Below are 18,479 nucleotides of genomic sequence, written 5' to 3' on the forward strand. Positions count from 1 at the left end.
AGCCGCTCCTTCAGATCAACCCTGGCCCGGGCAGATCAGCCGTGGCCGGGCAGGATGTCCCGCCAGTCATGGGCATCTTCAAACCCCAGCACATCGCGGATCTTGCGGTTCGACATCAGGCTGTCCCATGGACCAAGCTCTTCAGTGACTGGCACGTTGGGGAAGAACCGGGCCAGCAGATCGGCATTGGGGATGTTCATGCCATTGGTCGAATTGCAGGCGTTGAACACCTGAAACCCCAGCCCGTCCTTTTTCAGGCACAGATCGACGATCTGCCCCAGATCGCGCGCATCGACATAGTTGAACGCATTCCTGCGCCGCACTTCGGGGTTGGCAAAATACTGCGGGAACAGGGTTTCATACTCCTGCGGCTCCACCACATTGCCGATCCGCAGCGCGTAGATATCCGCGCCCGAGCGCTGCGCAAAGCTGCGCGCCGTCACCTCATTGACCTTTTTCGACGTGCCGTAAGTGTCCATCGGGTCGATGTCATACGCCTCCGTCAGCGGCAGGCTGTGCGGGTCGGTCACCCCGTCGGCAAAGCAGATGCCATAGGTGGTCTCACTGGACGCCACGATCACCTTGCGGACCCCCAGCTTCACCGCCGCCTCGATCACGTTATAGGTGCCCACCACATTCACCCGCCAGGTCTCGGTGTCCGGGCACATCATCATCCGGGGGACAGCGGCGAAATGCACCACCGCGTCAAAGGCGCGCGCCCCCTGCCCGGTTTCCAGCTCGTCATAGCCCGCATGGGAATGCATCGCCGAATAGACCTGCCCCGCATCGGTGATATCGCCCAGCAGGTCGTGCACGCCCGCGCCGCCCGCCGAATTCCCAAGCGGCACCCGGTCAAAGTTCAGCACCCTGTGCCCCTGCCCCACCAGATAAGGGATCACATGTTTGCCCGCCTTGCCCGATCCGCCCGTGAAAAACACCCGCATCGCATATCCTCCATATTGCCTGCCGAACCTAGGGCGCGGCGGGCACAACGGCAATGCCTCCCCCTCCTGCGCCCCCACATCTTGCGTTCCCCCGTCTTGCGTCCCCGGTCCCTTGGGTGATCTAATGCGCGCCAGCCCTGACCCAGAACAAGAATCGAGCATGCCATGGCCAATGACCTTCTTTCCGGCGCGACCCCGGTCTACGACGCCTCTTCCATCGAGGTGCTCGAAGGGCTGGAACCCGTCCGCAAGCGCCCCGGCATGTATATCGGCGGCACGGATGAGCGCGCGCTGCACCATCTGGTCGCCGAAATCCTCGACAACGCGATGGATGAGGCGGTGGCGGGTCATGCCACCCGCATCGAGATCGAGCTCCACGCCGGCAACACCGTCACCATCCGCGACAATGGCCGTGGCATCCCCATCGACCCGCACCCGAAATTCCCCGGCAAATCCGCGCTGGAGGTCATCCTCTGCACCCTGCACGCCGGCGGCAAGTTCGGCGGCGACGCCTATGCCACCTCCGGCGGTCTGCACGGCGTGGGCGCGAGCGTGGTCAACGCCCTGTCCGACCACATGCGGGTCGAAGTCGCCCGCAACCGTGAGCTTTACGTGCAGGAATTCTCGCGCGGCATCCCGCAGGGCCCGGTCGCAAAGGTCGGCCCCGCCCCCAACCGGCGCGGCACCTCCGTCACCTTCCACCCCGACCCCGAGATCTTCGGCTCCCTCACCCTCAAACCCGCCCGCATGCTGAAGGCCGCGCGCTCCAAGGCCTACCTGTTCTCGGGCGTCGAAATTCGCTGGAAAACCGCCGTCGATGATGGTGAAACCCCGCTGGAAGCCATCTTCCACTTCCCCGGCGGCCTCGCCGACTACCTCACCGACACGCTGGCGAAATCCACCACCTACGCCGACCGCCCCTTCGCCGGAAAAGTCGGCTTCACCGAGAAATTCAGCGTCCCCGGCTCGGTCGAATGGGCCATCAACTGGACGCCCGCGCGCGACGGCTTCATCCAGTCCTACTGCAACACCGTCCCCACCCCCGAAGGCGGCACCCACGAAAGCGGCTTCTGGGCCGCCATCCTCAAGGGCATCCGCGCCTATGGCGAGCGGGTCAAGAACCGCAAGGCCGAGCAGATCACCCGCGACGACCTGCTCACCGGGGGCTGCGCCCTTGTCTCCTGCTTCATCCGCGAGCCGCAATTCGTCGGCCAGACCAAGGACCGCCTCGCCACCGAAGAAGCCGCCCGCTATGTCGAACTGGCCGTGCGCGACCACTTCGACACCTGGCTCGCCGCCGACCCCAAATCCGCAGGTGCCATCCTCGATTTCCTGATCCTGCGCGCCGATGAACGCCTGCGCCGCCGGATGGAAAAGGAAACGCAGCGCAAATCCGCCACCAAGAAACTGCGCCTGCCCGGCAAACTCACCGACTGCACCGCGAAAAACCGCGAAGGGACCGAGCTGTTCATCGTTGAGGGCGACTCCGCCGGCGGCTCCGCCAAGGGCGCCCGCTCGCGCGAGACGCAGGCGCTGCTGCCGCTCAAGGGCAAGATCCTCAACGTGCTGGGGGCCGCCAGCAACAAGCTGAACGACAATTCCGAGATCCGCGACATCTGCGAGGCGCTCGGCGTCTCGATGGGCACCCGCTTCAACGTCGATGACCTGCGCTATGACAAGATCATCATCATGACCGACGCCGATGTCGACGGCGCCCATATCGCCAGCCTGCTGATGACCTTCTTCTTCACCCAGATGCGCCCGCTGATCGACAAGGGCCACCTCTACCTCGCCTGCCCGCCGCTCTACCGCCTGACGCAAGGTGCCCGCCGCATGTATGTGGCCGACGACGCCGAAAAAGACCTCTGGCTCGCCAAAGGCCTTGGCGGCAAAGGCAAAATCGACGTGCAGCGGTTCAAGGGTCTGGGCGAGATGGACGCCAAGGACCTGAAAGAAACCACCATGAACCCCGAGTCGCGCAAACTGATCCGCGTCACGATCGACGAGGACGAACCGGGGATGACCGGCGATCTGGTAGAACGCCTGATGGGCAAGAAACCGGAACTGCGGTTCCAGTACATTCAGGAAAACGCGCGGTTTGTGGAGGAGCTGGATGTGTGACGGAAGTATGCCATTGACATATAGGTCAGTGGCGTATAAATGTTGACGACAGTTGTCGAAATGCCCGAATTCCTGCGGCGGGCCAAAGCCATCATGACGGATACTGAACGCACTGATCTGATCAACTTCCTCGCAGCCAATCCCGAAGCGGGGGTTCCGCTTGGCGGCGGCATCCGAAAGCTGCGCTTTGCCCGCGACGGTGGTGGCAAAAGTGGCGGCTTCCGCTCCATCCACTTCTACGCGCCCGGACGCGGGCAGCCGGTGTTTCTGATGACGGTCTTTGCCAAAAACGCAAAGTCAAACCTGAAACCAGACGAAGAGGCCGCCTTGATCAGCATCGGCGAGCGGATCGTTGCAAGCTACGGGAGAACATCGTGACCAAAGCCTATGACAGCATCCTGCAAGGTCTGACCGAGGTTGAAGCCTATCTCAAAGGTGACAAAACCGGCGCGGTGACCCACGAAATTGAGGTGCCCATTCCCGACGTCCGTGCCATCCGCGCCCAAACCGGCCTCAGCCAGGCCGACTTCGCCCGCTCCATCGGCGTCAAGAAAGCCACCCTGCTGAACTGGGAACACAACCGCCGCAAACCCGACGGCCCGGCGCGGGTGCTGCTCGCGCTGATCGAGAAAGAGCCGGGGATTGTGCAGCGGGTGTTGGTTTAGGAGGCAAGTTGCTTAAAGGTCAGATGGGCGACAAATTGGTGCTGCAGTTCCAGCAGAATCAGGAAAACACGCGGTTTGTGGATGAGTTAAATGTGTGAAACATCGCCAGCAACTTGCGTTAGAACAAGGTCCTTGGTTTGGCGAATGTACCGAGACGCAGCCGATGAAGATTATTTAATGGCTCGTGTGGCGATTTTGCATAAGCTAGACTATCAATTCTTTTGGAGCGCCGCACAATCCTTCGAAAAATACCTCAAGGGCATTCTGCTCATGAATGGAGAATCGACGCAGAGTTACGGGCATGACACTATTAGATTATTTAAAGCTGCAAAGGAAATTTGTGGTGACTTGATTCCTGAGGTAATCTGTCCGCCCCGAGGCTTTCCAAATTATTGGGGGCATATCGGCAGACGATTCGAACCGTTCAGCAATTTTGTAGAGAGAATTGCAGAATATGGCAGCCCTAGCGTTCGCTATAGACATCATTCAATTGATCTTTATTTGACAGATCTACATAGACTTGACGAGGTGGCATTTCGACTTAGACGTCTAGTTTTCCCTTTGGCGAAGAACTTTCTTGATTCGCCCCCAAATTATCGTGAAGTATTGGAGAAGAGCCCTAACCTGCAAATTCATCCAAATATGTCCTTCGAAAGGAAGGGGACTGAAAACTTTATCAATGATAACTTCAAGCTAATGAATTTCTCTTTTTTTACCGAACAAGCGCACCTAAATAAAAGAGTAAGCTCTGGATTTCGAAGCGTGAATTCGGAAATTTTCATGTGCATAGAATCTGGAAACACAGCAGCTATCAAATGGCTCATAAGTAACGCTTTTTTTCCAAAGCCGGAAAGAATTGAGATAATTAATCTGTTGGCAGAGACTTGTGATAATCCATAGATTTCGTCGCTCTGCAAACCACCCCGCTAGCCCTCGCACGCGTGCCTAGGCGTACGCATAGAAAACAGTCGCTTGACTATTTTCTGATCCCCCCACTCCCCCTTGCCTTCCCCCCGCCAAGCGCCCATCTTCCCCTCACAGGCTCCGCCCCATAGGGGACCGCCCCTGATGCCTTCCGCCCTGTGGCCCCAAAGCCCCCGGCAGGCAGCGATCCCCCCGGCATGGGCTGGCGGGAACCCTCCCAAAAAGGAACCGCGCCATGGGCAAGGAAAAGAACAAGGGCAACAAGGAAACCAAGAAGCCGAAGAAAGAGGTCGTCAAGGTTCTGGCCACCGCCAATGCCGGGCTGTCCAAGGATGGCACCACAATTGCCGGAAAACGGGTCAAGCAATAGCGCTCGCGCCCCGGCGGGGGGTCTCCCCGCCCGTCGCGCAACCCCGGCGGGGGGCCTCGCCGCCCCCGGCGCCAGCGTCATGACGTAAGCCATACGCGCGCCATACGCGCGCCATACGTAAATCAGCCGTATTTTCCGCGCCCCGCCCCGCGTTTGGCGCGTCTTTCACCCACGCCAACGTGATCGCACCCGTCCGCCATCCGCGTTACGCTTTGCCATGCGTTGGTTCCTCCCCCTGCTGTTCCTGCCCCTGCCCGCCCTCGCGCAAGAGGTGGATCTGGAACTGGTGCTGCTGGCCGATGCCTCCGGCTCGATTGATCAGGAAGAGATAGACTTCCAGCGGCAGGGCTATGCCAGTGCCCTCACGCATCCTGATGTTTTATATGCCATTTCTTCCACCCTGACCGGCACCATTGCGGTGACATATGTGGAATGGGCGGCCAATCAGGGGGTGGTGGTCGACTGGACGGTGATCGACGGCGAGGCTGCGGCGCAGGCCTTCGCCACCCGCCTGCTGGACCCGCCCCGCATGGCCTATGGCCGCAATGCCATCGGCGCTGCACTGCTGGAAGGCAAGCGGCTGATTGAGGACAACCAGATCACCAGCCTGCGGCAGGTCATTGATTTTTCAGGAGATTCCGTCGGAAACTTCTCTGGCCCCCGCATCAGCGATGCCCGGGCCGAGGTGCTGGCGGCAGGCATCACCATCAACGGCCTGCCCATCCTGCGCGACGGCCGCGCGCAGGATCTGGCGCAGGCCTACGAGAACCAGATCATCGGCGGCCCCGGTGCCTTTGTCGTCGCCGCCACCAGCCGCGACACCTTTGCCGAAGCGGTGCGCCGCAAGCTGGTGCTGGAAATTGCAGGCGGGTTTGGGCGCACACAAACCGCGCAGGCCAGCCGCAAGTGACTGATTATTTTACCTGAATCGACTGCAGATGCTGGGCAATCTGCACCAGCCGCACCGGCGTCGGCGTCATGATCCCGTCGCCACCATCGTAAGCCACCAGCTCACTTTCCAGCAGCGGGCCGAAGTTCGGCATCACATCGCTGCCCTTGCCCCCCGTGTAGCCCCAGATCTTGGCCATCACCGCCGTGGTCGGAAAGGTGCCGCCACTGCGCCGCGCCAGCAGGGTCAGATCGGCCGGGCGACGTGCCAGCGTGCCCGCCAGCTCACCCGTCCCTTTGCCGCTAAGCCCATGACACCCCGCGCAAAAATCGGTAAAGTCCTGCGCCCCGGTCGGCACCGGATCGGGCGCTGTGGCAAAGACGCAGGCCCCCAGAGCAAGGGCCGCAAACAGCGAGATGATGGGCAACGGCTGCGCCATGGCGGCCTCCTTCTGGATTTGAGCCATAGGGTGACAGGACCACCGCCCCGGCACAAGCCCTCAGGCAACGCGTCCCTGATCCAGCCGCACAATCCGGTCCATCCGCGCCGCCAGTTCCATGTTATGGGTGGCGATCAGCGCCGCCAGCCCGGTCGCGCGCACCAGATCCATCAGCGCGCCGAACACCTGATCCGAGGTGGCAGGGTCAAGGTTCCCGGTCGGCTCATCCGCCAGCAGCAGACGCGGCGCATTGGCCATCGCCCGGCAGAACGCCACCCGCTGCTGCTCGCCCCCCGAAAGGGCGGCGGGGCGGTGCCCGGCGCGCGGCCCCACACCGACGCGGACCAGCAGATCCATCGCGCGGGCCTGCGCCACCGCTTCGTCCACCCCATTGGCCAGCTGTGGTATCACGATGTTTTCCAAGGCAGAAAACTCCGGCAGCAGGTGGTGGAACTGGTAGATGAAGCCGACATCTGCGCGCCGCACCTCGGTGCGCGCGCGGTCGGGCAGCCCGTTCATGTCGCGTCCGTTCAGGCGGACCTGCCCCACATCTGGTGTGTCCAGCAGCCCGGCAATGTGCAGCAGCGTCGATTTCCCCGCGCCGGACGGGGCCACCAAGGCGACCACCTCACCGGGCTTGACCGACAATGTCGCCCCGCGCAACACCATCACCTCCGATGGTTTGCCCTTGTTATAGGTCTTCTCGATCCCCGACAGATCAAGCGCCAGCTCTGTTGCGTGATCATTCATAGCGCAACGCCTCCACCGGGTTCATCCGGGCGGCGCGGCGGGCCGGAAAGATTGTGACGATGAACGACAGCCCCAGCGACAGCGACACCGCTGACAGAACGTCAGCCCATTGCAGCTTGGCCGGCAGCGCATAGATCCCCCGGATCGACGGGTCCCAGACCCCGCCCCCGGCAAGGTAGTTCACCGCCGAAAACAGCGGGTCGATATACAGCGCGAACAGACAGCCCAGAACCACGCCCAGAACCGTGCCGACAATCCCGGTAAAAGCCCCGCACATAAAGAAAATCCGCAGGACCGATCCTTCGGTGAGGCCAATGGTGCGCAGGATGCCGATATCGCGGCCCTTGTTCTTCACCAGCATGATCAGGCCGGAAATGATGTTCATTGTGGCGATCAGTACCAGGATCGACAGGATCACGAACATGATGTTGTCCTCGACATCCAGCGCCCGCAGAAAGGCCCCCGACGAATCCCGCCATGTCCACAGGATCGCATCATCGCCCCCGGCCTGCAGCAGGGGGGCGGCGTAGCGGTCGACATTGTCGGGCTGATCGACCATCACCTCGAACTCATCGGCAATGCCTTCGCGGTTGAAATAGCTCTGCGCCTCGGCAAACGGCATATAGAGCCGGGTCTTGTCGATGTCATAACGCCCGGCGGTGAAGATATAGACCACCTCATAGGCATTGACGCGCGGGCTGGTGCCAAAGGCGGTCCTGACCCCATCGGGCGAGATGACCCGCACCCGCTCGCCCACCGTCACCCCCAACTCGCGCGCCAGCACCGAACCGATGGCGACGCCTTCGTCAAACCGCTCGATATCGCCATAGGCGTCAGCCCCAAGGCCGACCCGGGGGATGGATTTCAGATCCTCTTCCGACAGGCCGTATACCTCGGCCCCATTGGTCGCACCCTGACTTGACACCATGACCTGCCCGCGGATCATCGGGGCGGCACGGGTCACACCCGGCACGGCGGCAAGGGCCTGCGACAGCGCCTCGTACTCGGTGAACCCTTTGACCAGATTGCCATTCTCATCCGCGCGCCCGGCGGAATAAACGGTCACATGGGCGTTGGCACCCAAGATCGTATCGACAAATTCCGCGCGGAAGCCTGCCCGAACCGCCAGCGTGGCGATCAGCGCAAAGACCGCCAGCGTGATGCCGATCAGGCTGATCCAGGTCATCACGCTGACCCCGCCTTCGGCGCGTTTGGCGCGCAGATAGCGCCAGGCGATCATCCGTTCAAAGCGGGAAAAGGGGGCGGTCTGGGGCATGTCTGCTCTGCTTTATGTTTTGCGCGGACAGTGTCGGTTGCGGCGTGCCGCGTCAAGACAAGCCGGGCAAGCGGGCGTCACTTCGGCGGGATCAGCCGTGGCCGACAGCAAAAGCAATGGCGGTAAAGTGCAGCCCGGCAGCAATCGCCACGCACAGATGCCAGATCGCGTTGTGAAACCGCAGCCGGTGCCATTTGTAAAACGCCACACCGCCGACGTAAGTGATCCCGCCCAGCACGATCAGCCACAGCGACACCTCCGGCAGCGCCGCGCTGGCAGGGCCTGCGGCCAGAACCCCCACACCGCCAAGCGCGATATAGGCGATCACCGCCAGCCCGTCATACCGCCCCGGCAGGGCCAGCTTGACCACGACCCCCAGCACGGCTCCGGCCCAGACCACCGCCCCCAGCAGCCACACAGTCATCCCGGGCTCGAACTGCGCCAGAATGGCCGTATATGTGCCTGCGATCATGACATAAATCGCCGAATGGTCGAACCGCCGCAGCATCCATTTCAACGCCGAGGGCGGGGCCATGTTATAGGCGAGCGAAAAGCCGAACATGAGGAAAAATCCCGCGGCATAGACGGACAGGGCAGCAAAAAGGCCGAAATCCGCCCGCACCAGCACGTGATACAGCAGCGCCGAAAACCCCATGACCCCGACCAGCAGCGCCAGCGTATGCACCACCCCGTCGGCCAGCAACTCGCCCAAGCTGAACGGGCGCTTCATCAGTCGGGGATGTTCGGTCGGCAGGGTCATCATGGCTCCGGATCAAGCGGCAATGACCAAAGATCGCGTTGCAGCGCCAAAGGTCAATCAGTCCCGGGTCTGACGTTGCGTCAGCGCGCGGCCCACAGCAGGCCGCGCTTCATCAGCTCTGCCGCCGGGCCATGGTCGATGACATTGGCCTGATGCCCCAGCGCGTTGTAATACACCCGCCCCTGCCCCCAGCGTTTGGTATAGACCACTGGCATCGCCACCGGCCCGTTCGGGGAATGCGGCCCCTCAACCACAGGGAAATCACAGACCGCATGCACCTTCACCGCCGGGTCGATGTGCAGATAGTATTGCTCGGTCTCAACCTCGAAATCCGCGATGCCCTGCACCAGCGGGTCATCGCTGACCATCCGCACGCCGTAGCGCACCCCGTCATCGCCCGGATGCGCCACCCATTGCGCGCCGGTCATGAACTGCCACGTCACCGAGGTACGGAACGCATCGCCCATCCCGCCATGACAGCCCGCCAGACCCACGCCCGCCGCGACCGCTGCCGCCGCATGATCTGCCTGTTCCTTGCCGATCTCAGACATGGTCCAGACCGGGACAATCAGGCTCAGGTCCGTCAAGGCGCTTGGATCGTCAAAACACGACAGGCTGTCGGTGACCTGCACCTCCATCCCCGCCTCGCGCAGCCATCCGGCAACGAGGGCTGCGACAACATCGGGCTGGTGCCCGTCCCATCCGCCCCAGGTGATCAATGCGCGTGCCATGACATCCCCTTCATCTTGATCCAAATACTCTCGGGGGGTCCGGGGGGCAGACAGCCCCCCGGCGTCTGCCCCTCAGCGATGTCCTTCGTAGATCTGCACAACGCGGTCGACCGCAGCCTCTGCCGACATCTCCTCGGACTCGCCCGTGCGGCGGCTGGTCAGTTCGATCACGCCGTTTGCCAGCCCGCGCGGGCCGACGGTGATGCGCCAGGGCAGACCGATCAGGTCCATGGTGGCGAATTTCGCGCCTGCACGTTCTTCACGGTCGTCATACAGCGCTTCAAGTCCCTTGGCCTTCAGCGCCTTGTACAGCCCCTCGCAGGCCAGATCCGTGCTGGCGTCGCCCTGTTTCAGGTTCACGATCCCGACCGGGAACGGCGTGACACCTTCGGGCCAGATGATGCCCTTGTCGTCATGGCTCGCCTCGATGATCGCGCCCAGCAGGCGGCTGACGCCGATGCCGTGCGAGCCCATCTCGACCGGGACCTTGGACCCGTCGGGCGTGACCACGGTGGCGCCCATGGCTTCGGAATACTTGGTGCCGAAGTAGAAGATCTGGCCCACCTCGATCCCGCGACCGACCTTGCGGCGGTCTTCGGGGATCTGGTCGAACAGGGCGGCATCGTGCGTCTCGTCCGTGCGGGCGTAGAGGGTGGTGAACTCTTTGCAGATGCCCGCCACCTCGTCGCGATTGTCGAAATCGACCTCGCGCGCGCCGAGCTTCAGGTCGGTCACAGCGGCATCATAGAACACCTCGGACTCACCGGTGCTGGCCAGCACAAGGAATTCATGCGTGTCATCGCCACCAATCGGGCCGGAATCCGCACGCATCGGAATGGCTGTCAGGCCCATGCGCTCATAGGTCCGCAGATAGCTGACCATATGGCGGTTATAGGCGTGCAGGGCCGCATCCTTGTCGATGTCGAAGTTGTAGCCGTCCTTCATCAGGAACTCTCGGCCCCGCATCACGCCGAACCTTGGCCGCATCTCGTCGCGGAACTTCCACTGGATGTGATAGAGGGTCATCGGCAGGTCTTTGTAGCTGCCGACATGGGCGCGGAAGATGTCGGTGATCATCTCTTCGTTGGTCGGGCCGAACAGCATGTCGCGGTCGTGGCGGTCCTTGATGCGCAGCATTTCCTGCCCGTAGTCATCATAGCGCCCGCTTTCACGCCACAGATCCGCCGGTTGCAGCGTCGGCATCAGCAGCGGGATGTGCCCCGCGCGGGCCTGTTCTTCGTGCACGATCTGCTCGATCCGCTTCAGCACCCGGTACCCCAGCGGCAGCCAGGAATAGATGCCCGCCGCCTGCTGCTTGATCATGCCGGCCCGCAGCATGTAGCGGTGGCTGACGATCTGCGCCTCGGACGGGTTTTCCTTGAGGACGGGGAGGAAGTATCGGGAGAGACGCATTTGGGGCGGCCTATCGCTAAAAGGGGGTCGCAAGGTTCCTAACGGCTTCACCGGGGTCAGGCAAGGGCGGTGAGGGTTTCCCCCGGTGTTACAAGCTGTTGGGCTTCATGATTTCAAGAAGTTAGGTTTCTGGAATTCATGATTTGTTAAGATTTAGGGCTGCAATTGACTGGCCGGCGATGCGCATTGGTGGGTCAACCCGCCCGTGCCGGGCGGAACGACCCACCCTGCCCTTGGAATGACCAGACGATATGGATTTTGCGGTAGGGCGGGGTTCACCCCGCCTTCGGTCGCAAAGGCGGGGTGAACCCCGCCCTACCGCTGCTGAGCCCTTCCCCCTGTCTCCCCTTGCGCTGTGCCGCCCCAGCGGCAATATCTGGCCTTGGCACATCAAGGGGCGCGCGATGGCACTTCCGATCACACAGCAGGCGAAATACTGGGGAATTGCGGGGCTTTTGTTCCTGATCCTGATGTTCCTGATGGGGAATGTGCTGGTGCCGTTTCTTGTTGGCGGCGCGATGGCCTATTTCCTTGACCCGGTGGCCGACCGGCTGGAACGGCTGGGGCTGAGCCGGGCGGCGGCGACGGCGGTGATCACGCTGGTGATGATTCTGGTGGTGGTGCTGCTGGTGCTTGCGGTCATTCCGTCGCTGATCCAGCAGACCACCGCGCTGGTGAATGCAGCCCCCGAGATTTCGCGCAATCTGCAAAGCTTTCTGACCGATCGGTTTCCCGATCTGACGGATGAGACCAGCATCATGCGCACGACGCTGGATGATATCGGGGCGTTCATCCAGTCCAAGGGGGCAGATCTGGCACAGGGCGTGCTGACCTCGGCCATGTCGGTGCTGTCGGCGCTGATCTTTATCGTCGTGGTGCCGGTGGTGGCGTTTTACCTGCTGCTGGACTGGGACAAGATGGTGGCGAAGGTCGATGCGATGATCCCGCGCGATCATGTCGCCACGGTGCGGCGGCTGGCGCGGGAGATGGACAAGGTGCTGGCCGGGTTTGTGCGCGGGCAACTGACCGTGTGCCTGATCGTCGGGGTGTATTATTCGGCAACGCTGATGCTGGCCGGGCTGCAGTTCGGCCTTGTGGTCGGCGCGATTGCCGGGGCGGTGAGTTTCATCCCCTATGTCGGCGCGATCATCGGCGGGATTCTGGCGATTGGTCTGGCGCTGTTTCAGTTCTGGGGCGACTGGTTTGCCATCGGAATTGTGGTGGCGATCTTCGCGCTTGGCCAGTTCATCGAGGGCAATATCCTGACGCCGAAACTGGTGGGCAGTTCGGTGGGGCTGCATCCGGTGTGGCTGCTGCTGGCGCTGTCGGCATTCGGGTCGTTGCTGGGGTTTGCGGGGATGCTGATTGCGGTGCCGGTGGCGGCGGCGCTGGGGGTGCTGATGCGCTTTGCCATCGGGCAGTATCAGGCCAGCGTGCTCTATCGCGGGGTGGATGCGCCGGTGCCGGGGGCGGTGATCCTGCCCGCGCGGCGGGATGAGGATGCGGTGTGAACCGTCAGCTGGCCTTTGACCTGCCTGCGCGTGAGGCGTTCCGGCGCGAGGATTTCTTTGCCTCGGTCGCCAATGCGCATGCGCTGGCGGCGGTAGAAGGCTGGCGCGGCTGGCCGGGTGGCAAGATGCTGCTGGTGGGGCCGCCCGGCGCGGGCAAGACCCATCTGGCCCATCTGTGGGCCGGTCTGGCGGGGGCGGTGATGGTGTGCGGGGCCGGGCTGGAGGCCGCAGAACTGCCGGAACTGGCGCAGGCGGGCGCGGTGGTGGTCGAGGATGCCGACGCGGTGGCAGGGGTTGCAGAGGCCGAGGTCGCCCTGTTCCACCTGCACAATCTGGTGGTGCCGCGCGGGTCTTTGCTGCTGACCGCGCGGGGGCCGGTGCGCGACTGGGGGCTGGCCCTGCCAGACCTGAAAAGCCGGATGGAGGCAGCGCCGGTCGCACGGCTGGAGGCCCCGGATGATGCGCTGCTGTCGGCGGTGCTGGTCAAGCTGTTCGCCGACCGGCAGACTGTGGTGGCACCGGCGCTGATCCCCTGGCTGGTGGCGCGGATGGAACGGTCTATCGATGCGGCGCGCGCGCTGGTGGCGGCGATGGATGCACGCGCACTGGCGCAGGGAAAGCCCATTACGCGGGCGACAGCGCAGGGCTTGCTGGACAGGGATGATGCGGAATGAAACACTGCCACACAAAAGACTGTCACACAAAACACTGTCACAAAACTGTAAGCAATTTGCAGCATAAGCCCCGGTCATGACACAGGCAGATTTCCTCAAGGCCCCCTTCCCCGACCCCATTTCGCTGCCCGAGGCCGAGATCACCGGGCCGGGGCGGTTCTTCAACCGTGAGCTGAGCTGGCTGGCCTTCAACTGGCGCGTGCTGGATGAGGCGGCGAACCCCAATGTGCCCCTGCTCGAACGGCTGCGGTTCCTGTCGATCTCGGCCACCAATCTGGATGAGTTCTTTACCGTGCGGGTGGCAGGGCTGCGCGCGCTGGTGCGTACGGCGAATGCCGGACTGTCGGAAGACGGGCGCAAACCGGCCGAACAGCTGGTGTTGATACAGGCCGATGCCCGCAAGCTGATGCAGCGCCAGCAGACCGTGCTGAACTGCCTCAAGCGTGAGATGGAGGCCCAGGGGATCAGCATTGTCACGCGGTCCAAGCTGACGGCGGCGGATCTGCGGCATCTGGAAGCGCATTTCCTGCACAAGGTATTTCCGGTGCTGTCGCCGCTGGCGATCGACCCGGCGCATCCGTTTCCGTTCATTCCCAACACCGGGTTTTCCCTGGCGCTGGAGCTGGAGCGGCTGACCGATCACCGTACGCTGAAAGCGCTGCTGCCGATCCCGCAGCAGATTGCGCGCTTTGTGCCCTTGCCGGGCAAGCCGGGGGTAAACCGCTTCCTGCCACTGGAAGAACTGCTGCTGCTGCATCTGAACATGCTGTTCCCCGGCTATACCGACCGGGGGCATTGCGCGTTCCGGGTGTTGCGCGACAGCGATCTGGAGGTCGAGGATGAGGCCGAGGATCTGGTGCGCGAGTTTGAAACGGCACTGAAGCGGCGGCGCCGGGGTGAGGTGATCCGGCTGAAGATGACGGCGGGGGCACCGGCCGATCTGCGCGCGCTGATCATGGAGGAACTGTCCGTCACCGAGTCTGAGGTGGTGGAGGTCAAGGGCCTGATGGGCATTGCCGATCTGAAAGAACTGGTGCTGTCCAGCCGACCTGACCTGTTGTGGCCGCCGTTTTCGCCGCGCGTGCCCGAACGGGTGCAGGACCATGAGGGCGATCTGTTTGCCGCGATAAGGCAGAAGGATATCCTGCTGCACCACCCGTATGAAACGTTTGATCTGGTGATCCGGTTTCTGGAACAGGCGGCGCGTGACCCCAATGTGCTGGCGATCAAGCAGACGCTGTACCGCACCAGCTGGGACAGCCCGATTGTGAGTGCATTGTGCGAGGCGGCCGAGGCGGGCAAATCGGTGACAGCACTGGTGGAGCTGAAGGCCCGGTTTGATGAGGCCGCGAACATCCGCCAGTCGCGGCGGCTGGAACGGGCAGGCGCGCATGTGGTTTACGGGTTCATCCACTACAAAACCCACGCCAAGATCAGCACGGTTGTGCGGCGTGAGGGTGACAATCTGGTGACTTACACCCATTACGGCACCGGGAATTACCACCCGATCACCGCGCGGATCTACACGGACCTGTCGTTCTTTACCTGCGACCCGGCGCTGGGGCGCGATGCGACCAAGGTGTTCAATTATCTGTCCGGCTATGTGCAGCCCGAGGGGCTGGAAAATCTGGCGATTTCCCCGATCAGCCTGAAACCGCGCCTGCTGGGCCTGATCGCGGCCGAGGCGGATCACGCCCGCGCCGGACGGCCGGCCGAGATCTGGGCCAAGATGAACAGCGTGATCGACCCCGAGGTGATCGACGCGCTTTATGCGGCGTCTCAAGCCGGGGTGAAGATCAGCCTTGTTGTGCGCGGCATCTGCGGATTGCGCCCGGGCATCAAGGGGTTGAGCGAGAACATCCGCGTCAAGTCCATCGTCGGGCGGTTTCTGGAACACAGCCGGATTGTGTGCTTCGGGTCGGGCCATGGGTTGCCCAGCAAACAGGCGCGGGTGTTCTTCTCCAGTGCCGACTGGATGGGGCGCAACCTGACCCGGCGGGTGGAGACGCTGGTCGAAGTGCATAATGACACGGTGAAAGCCCAGATCGTCAGCCAGATCATGGCGGCCAACCTGGCGGATGAGGCGCAGTCGTGGGTGCTGAACCCCGATGGCACCACCGTGCGGGAGTTGCAGCCACGGGATGGCAAGCTGTTCGCCTGTCATACGTTCTTCATGGAAAACCCGTCTTTGTCGGGCCGGGGTACGGCGGGGGCCAAGGATGTGCCGAAGCTGGCGGCGTTGAAAGAGTGACCTGGCAAAGCCAGTTTTGCCCCTGCCCGGCCACAGTCGGCAGGTTGATTGACGTCACACCGGACCTTGCGCCAAGGTCCGCTTGCATTGCACCGGGGACCAGATGAACAGCACGCACAACCCAACCGCAGCAGATGCGGAGGATGAAGATTTCGGCCCGTTCGGGCGGTCCTTGTTTGAAGACCCGTCAGTACGCGCCCTGTCGCGCGTGGGAGTGGTGGATGTGGGGTCGAACTCGGTCCGGATGGTGGTGTTTGACGGCGCGGCACGTTCACCTGCCTATTTCTACAACGAGAAAATCCTGTGCGGTCTGGGCAAGGGTCTGGGCGAAACCGGAATGCTGAATCCAGCGGGCAAGCTGCGCGCACTGGCAGCGCTGAAGCGGTTTTCTCTGCTGGCGGAAGGCATGGGGGCGGCCCCGCTGACGGTGGTGGCGACGGCTGCCATGCGCGAGGCCAGCGACGGACCCGAATTCAGCGCCCAGGTGCTGACTGAGACCGGCCTGCGGATGCATGTGATTGACGGCGATGAAGAGGCGCGGCTGTCGGCCCAGGGCGTGCTGCTGGGCTGGCCCGAGGCCAAGGGCGTGGTCTGCGACATTGGCGGCAACTCGATGGAGCTGGCGCGGGTCGGCGACGGCAAGGTCGGCAAGCGGGTATCCACCCAGCTGGGGCCGTTCCGCCTGCAACAGGTGGAAGGCGGCGTCGAAAAACGCCGCGCGCTGATTCAGCGGGTGCTGACCAGCGTGCAGGGCAAGATGAAGTCCGAGGGCGAGCGGTTCTATATGGTGGGCGGGTCGTGGCGGGTGATCGCGCGGCTGGATATGGAACGGCGGAATTATCCGCTGACCGTGTTGCACGAATACCGGATGCCGACCAAATCGGCGCTGGACACACTGGACTGGCTGGAGACGGCCGATCTGACCATGCTGCGGGGCCGCACCGGCACATCGCAGGAACGGATGGAGCTGGTGCCGCTGGCCTGTGAGGTGCTGCGCGAGCTGATCCGGGTTTTCAAACCGTCGGAAATCGACATCTCGTCCTATGGCATCCGCGAGGGGCTGCTGTATGAGCAGATGCCCGACAAACTGCGCGCACGCGACCCGCTGATCGAGGCGGCACGGGCGGCGGAACAGACCGGCGCGCGACTGCCCGGCACCGGCAAGACGCTGTTCACCTTTCTGATGCCGCTGTTCAAGGACCTGTCCAAAGAACGGCTGCGGCTGATCAAGGCGGCGTGTCTGCTGCATGACACCACCTGGCGGGCGCACCCCGATTACCGGGCAGATGTGTGTTTCGACAATGCGACACGGGCCAACCTTGGGGGCTTGGACCATCCGGGCCGGGTGTTTCTGGGGTTGTCCCTGCTGCACCGCTACAAGAACAACCGCTCCGGCTCTCGCCTTGAACCGCTGTTCCGGCTGCTGTCGGAAGATGAGATCCAGGAGGCCGAGGTGCTGGGCAAGGCCATGCGCTTTGGCGCGATGTTTGCGGCGGGCGACCCGGCCGAGGCAGGCGCACTGGTGTGGAAGCCCAAAAAACGCACGCTGGACCTGCAACTGACCGAACTGGGGGTCGGACTGTATGGCGAGGTGGCCAAGGCGCGGTTTTCTTCGCTGACGCAGGCACTGCGGGCCAAGGGGCGGGTGCTGCAACCGGGTGAGGAAAATGCTGAGGTTTGACCATCTGGCGGTAAGCTGTACGGCGCTGGACGAAGGTGCGGCGTGGGCAGAGGACGCACTGGGCCTGCCGCTGGTGGCGGGCGGTCAGCACCCGCATATGGGCACGCACAACCGGCTGCTGCGGCTGGGGGATGCCTATCTGGAGGTCATTGCGATTGATCCGGCGGCCCCCGCCCCGGGATGGCCGCGCTGGTTCGGGCTGGACGGCTTTGCGGGGGTGCCACGACTGACCAACTGGGTCGTGGCCTGCGATGATCTGGACGCAGCCCTGGCGCAGGCCCCGGACGGGGCGGGCGTGGCGGTGGATCTGGCGCGCGGCGATCTGCGCTGGCGGATGGGGGTGCCCGGCGACGGGCAGTTGCCGTTCGGCGGCGCGTTCCCGGCGCTGATCCAGTGGCAGGGGCCGCATCCGGCCCCGCGTTTGCCTGACAGCGGGGCACGGCTGGCGCGGCTGGTGATCACGCATCCCGACGCCGCGGGCCTGCGCGTGGCGCTGGCCGGGCTGGCGGACCCGCGTGTGGTGGTCGAGGCCGGGCCGCTGGCCCTGCGGGCCGAGATCGACACGCCGCACGGGCGGCGCGTGCTGGCATGATCCGCGATGCCGTGCCGGGCGACGCCGAAGCGGTGGCCGCGATCTGGAACCACTACATCCGTGAGACCGTGGCCACCTTCAACGCAGCCGAGAAGCCAGTCGATGAGGTGGCGGCGCTGATTTCCGCGCGACAGGTCCAGCGCTGCTTTCTGCTGGCCGAGGGTCAGGGCCGGGTGCAGGGTTTTGTCACCTATGACCAGTTTCGCGGTGGCATCGGCTATGCCCACAGCATGGAGCATACCGTGCTGCTGGCCCCGCACGCCGCAGGACAGGGCCTTGGCCGGGCGCTGATGGCGGCGGTGGAAGCCCATGCAACAAAAGCTGGCGCACATGTGATGGTGGCCGGGGTCACGGCGGAAAATGCGGCGGGCCGGGCGTTTCATGCCAAAATGGGCTATGTTCAGGTCGGGCTGATGCCGCAGGTGGGCCGCAAATTCGGGGCTTGGATGGATCTTGTGCTGATGCAGAAAATCCTCTCCTGACAACCC

At 63.3% G+C, this 18,479-nt stretch carries 19 protein-coding genes; 12 read left to right on the forward strand and 7 right to left on the reverse strand.

Going from position 1 to position 18,479, the window contains the following annotated elements:
* Positions 1–35: 35 nt before the first annotated feature.
* Complete coding sequence (locus Q7J44_RS16125; RefSeq protein ID WP_304881596.1) at positions 36–944, reverse strand: NAD(P)-dependent oxidoreductase; 909 nt, start codon at positions 942–944, stop codon at positions 36–38.
* A 165-nt stretch (positions 945–1,109) separates the two neighbouring features.
* Between Q7J44_RS16125 and parE the strand changes: the two genes are divergently transcribed.
* The 6 genes from parE (at position 1,110) to Q7J44_RS16155 (ending at position 5,934) form a co-directional block, all read left to right on the forward strand.
* On the forward strand, positions 1,110–3,065 hold the full coding sequence (gene parE, locus Q7J44_RS16130) for a DNA topoisomerase IV subunit B (RefSeq protein ID WP_304881598.1): 1,956 nt from the start codon (positions 1,110–1,112) through the stop codon (positions 3,063–3,065).
* Positions 3,066–3,104: 39 nt separating this feature from the next.
* Positions 3,105–3,443, forward strand: coding sequence for a type II toxin-antitoxin system RelE/ParE family toxin (locus Q7J44_RS16135; protein WP_304881600.1), 339 nt, complete (start codon positions 3,105–3,107; stop codon positions 3,441–3,443).
* The gene (locus tag Q7J44_RS16140; protein WP_304881601.1) at positions 3,440–3,730 is read left to right on the forward strand and encodes a DNA-binding transcriptional regulator; all 291 of its coding nucleotides are present in this window, start codon (positions 3,440–3,442) and stop codon (positions 3,728–3,730) included. The genes Q7J44_RS16135 and Q7J44_RS16140 overlap by 4 nt, the downstream gene beginning before the upstream one ends.
* Positions 3,731–3,874: 144 nt before the next feature.
* Positions 3,875–4,630, forward strand: coding sequence for a hypothetical protein (locus Q7J44_RS16145; RefSeq protein ID WP_304881603.1), 756 nt, complete (start codon positions 3,875–3,877; stop codon positions 4,628–4,630).
* Positions 4,631–4,889: 259 nt separating this feature from the next.
* Positions 4,890–5,024 carry a hypothetical protein gene (locus Q7J44_RS16150; protein ID WP_267134628.1) on the forward strand — a complete coding sequence of 45 codons (135 nt, stop codon included), beginning with the start codon at positions 4,890–4,892 and terminating at the stop codon, positions 5,022–5,024.
* Positions 5,025–5,241: 217 nt separating this feature from the next.
* On the forward strand, positions 5,242–5,934 hold the full coding sequence (locus Q7J44_RS16155; protein ID WP_304881607.1) for a DUF1194 domain-containing protein: 693 nt from the start codon (positions 5,242–5,244) through the stop codon (positions 5,932–5,934).
* Between the two features lie 4 nt (positions 5,935–5,938).
* On the opposite strand, the gene Q7J44_RS16160 is transcribed toward Q7J44_RS16155, so the two are convergent.
* The 6 genes from Q7J44_RS16160 to proS all read right to left on the reverse strand — a co-directional run bounded on the left by Q7J44_RS16160 (position 5,939) and on the right by proS (position 11,282).
* Complete coding sequence (locus tag Q7J44_RS16160; RefSeq protein ID WP_304881609.1) at positions 5,939–6,352, reverse strand: c-type cytochrome; 414 nt, start codon at positions 6,350–6,352, stop codon at positions 5,939–5,941.
* A 60-nt stretch (positions 6,353–6,412) separates the two neighbouring features.
* Complete coding sequence (locus Q7J44_RS16165; RefSeq protein ID WP_304881611.1) at positions 6,413–7,102, reverse strand: ABC transporter ATP-binding protein; 690 nt, start codon at positions 7,100–7,102, stop codon at positions 6,413–6,415.
* Positions 7,095–8,378 (reverse strand): lipoprotein-releasing ABC transporter permease subunit, encoded by a 1,284-nt coding sequence (locus Q7J44_RS16170; RefSeq protein WP_304881613.1) that lies wholly within the window; start codon positions 8,376–8,378, stop codon positions 7,095–7,097. Before Q7J44_RS16170 ends, Q7J44_RS16165 begins: the two co-directional genes overlap by 8 nt.
* A 91-nt stretch (positions 8,379–8,469) precedes the next feature.
* Positions 8,470–9,138 (reverse strand): hemolysin III family protein, encoded by a 669-nt coding sequence (locus Q7J44_RS16175; RefSeq protein ID WP_304881615.1) that lies wholly within the window; start codon positions 9,136–9,138, stop codon positions 8,470–8,472.
* An 80-nt stretch (positions 9,139–9,218) separates the two neighbouring features.
* Positions 9,219–9,869: a ThuA domain-containing protein gene (locus Q7J44_RS16180; RefSeq protein ID WP_304881617.1), complete on the reverse strand. Its 651-nt coding sequence runs from the start codon at positions 9,867–9,869 to the stop codon at positions 9,219–9,221.
* Between the two features lie 72 nt (positions 9,870–9,941).
* Positions 9,942–11,282, reverse strand: a complete 1,341-nt coding sequence (gene proS, locus Q7J44_RS16185; RefSeq protein ID WP_304881619.1) for a proline--tRNA ligase — start codon at positions 11,280–11,282, stop codon at positions 9,942–9,944.
* 404 nt (positions 11,283–11,686) lie between these two features.
* Between proS and Q7J44_RS16190 the strand changes: the two genes are divergently transcribed.
* The 6 genes from Q7J44_RS16190 to Q7J44_RS16215 all read left to right on the forward strand — a co-directional run bounded on the left by Q7J44_RS16190 (position 11,687) and on the right by Q7J44_RS16215 (position 18,473).
* Positions 11,687–12,793, forward strand: coding sequence for an AI-2E family transporter (locus Q7J44_RS16190; RefSeq protein WP_304881620.1), 1,107 nt, complete (start codon positions 11,687–11,689; stop codon positions 12,791–12,793).
* Entirely contained in the window at positions 12,790–13,467 is a 678-nt protein-coding gene (locus Q7J44_RS16195; protein ID WP_304881621.1) for a chromosomal replication initiator DnaA, read from the forward strand. The genes Q7J44_RS16190 and Q7J44_RS16195 overlap by 4 nt, the downstream gene beginning before the upstream one ends.
* A 76-nt stretch (positions 13,468–13,543) precedes the next feature.
* Positions 13,544–15,718 (forward strand): RNA degradosome polyphosphate kinase, encoded by a 2,175-nt coding sequence (locus Q7J44_RS16200; RefSeq protein ID WP_304881623.1) that lies wholly within the window; start codon positions 13,544–13,546, stop codon positions 15,716–15,718.
* 103 nt (positions 15,719–15,821) lie between these two features.
* Positions 15,822–17,399, forward strand: coding sequence for a Ppx/GppA family phosphatase (locus Q7J44_RS16205; protein WP_304881625.1), 1,578 nt, complete (start codon positions 15,822–15,824; stop codon positions 17,397–17,399).
* Positions 17,386–17,991, forward strand: coding sequence for a VOC family protein (locus Q7J44_RS16210; RefSeq protein ID WP_304881626.1), 606 nt, complete (start codon positions 17,386–17,388; stop codon positions 17,989–17,991). Before Q7J44_RS16205 ends, Q7J44_RS16210 begins: the two co-directional genes overlap by 14 nt.
* On the forward strand, positions 17,988–18,473 hold the full coding sequence (locus tag Q7J44_RS16215; RefSeq protein ID WP_304881627.1) for a GNAT family N-acetyltransferase: 486 nt from the start codon (positions 17,988–17,990) through the stop codon (positions 18,471–18,473). The genes Q7J44_RS16210 and Q7J44_RS16215 overlap by 4 nt, the downstream gene beginning before the upstream one ends.
* The last annotated feature ends 6 nt before the right edge of the window (positions 18,474–18,479 follow it).

Origin of the sequence: Pseudotabrizicola sp. (assembly GCF_030656345.1) — a bacterium.
Lineage (GTDB): Bacteria > Pseudomonadota > Alphaproteobacteria > Rhodobacterales > Rhodobacteraceae > Pseudotabrizicola.

Excerpts from the sequence above, each read along its gene's own strand:
- Q7J44_RS16200 (WP_304881623.1), top strand. The coding sequence starts at position 13,544 with ATGACACAGGCAGATTTCCTCAAGGCCCCCTTCCCCGACCCCATTTCG.
- Q7J44_RS16170 (WP_304881613.1), bottom strand. The coding sequence starts at position 8,378 with ATGCCCCAGACCGCCCCCTTTTCCCGCTTTGAACGGATGATCGCCTGG.
- Q7J44_RS16155 (WP_304881607.1), top strand. The coding sequence starts at position 5,242 with ATGCGTTGGTTCCTCCCCCTGCTGTTCCTGCCCCTGCCCGCCCTCGCG.
- Q7J44_RS16215 (WP_304881627.1), top strand. The coding sequence starts at position 17,988 with ATGATCCGCGATGCCGTGCCGGGCGACGCCGAAGCGGTGGCCGCGATC.
- Q7J44_RS16205 (WP_304881625.1), top strand. The coding sequence starts at position 15,822 with ATGAACAGCACGCACAACCCAACCGCAGCAGATGCGGAGGATGAAGAT.
- Q7J44_RS16175 (WP_304881615.1), bottom strand. The coding sequence starts at position 9,138 with ATGACCCTGCCGACCGAACATCCCCGACTGATGAAGCGCCCGTTCAGC.
- Q7J44_RS16150 (WP_267134628.1), top strand. The coding sequence starts at position 4,890 with ATGGGCAAGGAAAAGAACAAGGGCAACAAGGAAACCAAGAAGCCGAAG.
- Q7J44_RS16160 (WP_304881609.1), bottom strand. The coding sequence starts at position 6,352 with ATGGCGCAGCCGTTGCCCATCATCTCGCTGTTTGCGGCCCTTGCTCTG.
- Q7J44_RS16135 (WP_304881600.1), top strand. The coding sequence starts at position 3,105 with ATGTTGACGACAGTTGTCGAAATGCCCGAATTCCTGCGGCGGGCCAAA.
- Q7J44_RS16125 (WP_304881596.1), bottom strand. The coding sequence starts at position 944 with ATGCGGGTGTTTTTCACGGGCGGATCGGGCAAGGCGGGCAAACATGTG.
- parE (WP_304881598.1), top strand. The coding sequence starts at position 1,110 with ATGGCCAATGACCTTCTTTCCGGCGCGACCCCGGTCTACGACGCCTCT.
- Q7J44_RS16165 (WP_304881611.1), bottom strand. The coding sequence starts at position 7,102 with ATGAATGATCACGCAACAGAGCTGGCGCTTGATCTGTCGGGGATCGAG.
- Q7J44_RS16190 (WP_304881620.1), top strand. The coding sequence starts at position 11,687 with ATGGCACTTCCGATCACACAGCAGGCGAAATACTGGGGAATTGCGGGG.
- Q7J44_RS16145 (WP_304881603.1), top strand. The coding sequence starts at position 3,875 with ATGTACCGAGACGCAGCCGATGAAGATTATTTAATGGCTCGTGTGGCG.
- Q7J44_RS16210 (WP_304881626.1), top strand. The coding sequence starts at position 17,386 with ATGCTGAGGTTTGACCATCTGGCGGTAAGCTGTACGGCGCTGGACGAA.
- proS (WP_304881619.1), bottom strand. The coding sequence starts at position 11,282 with ATGCGTCTCTCCCGATACTTCCTCCCCGTCCTCAAGGAAAACCCGTCC.
- Q7J44_RS16180 (WP_304881617.1), bottom strand. The coding sequence starts at position 9,869 with ATGGCACGCGCATTGATCACCTGGGGCGGATGGGACGGGCACCAGCCC.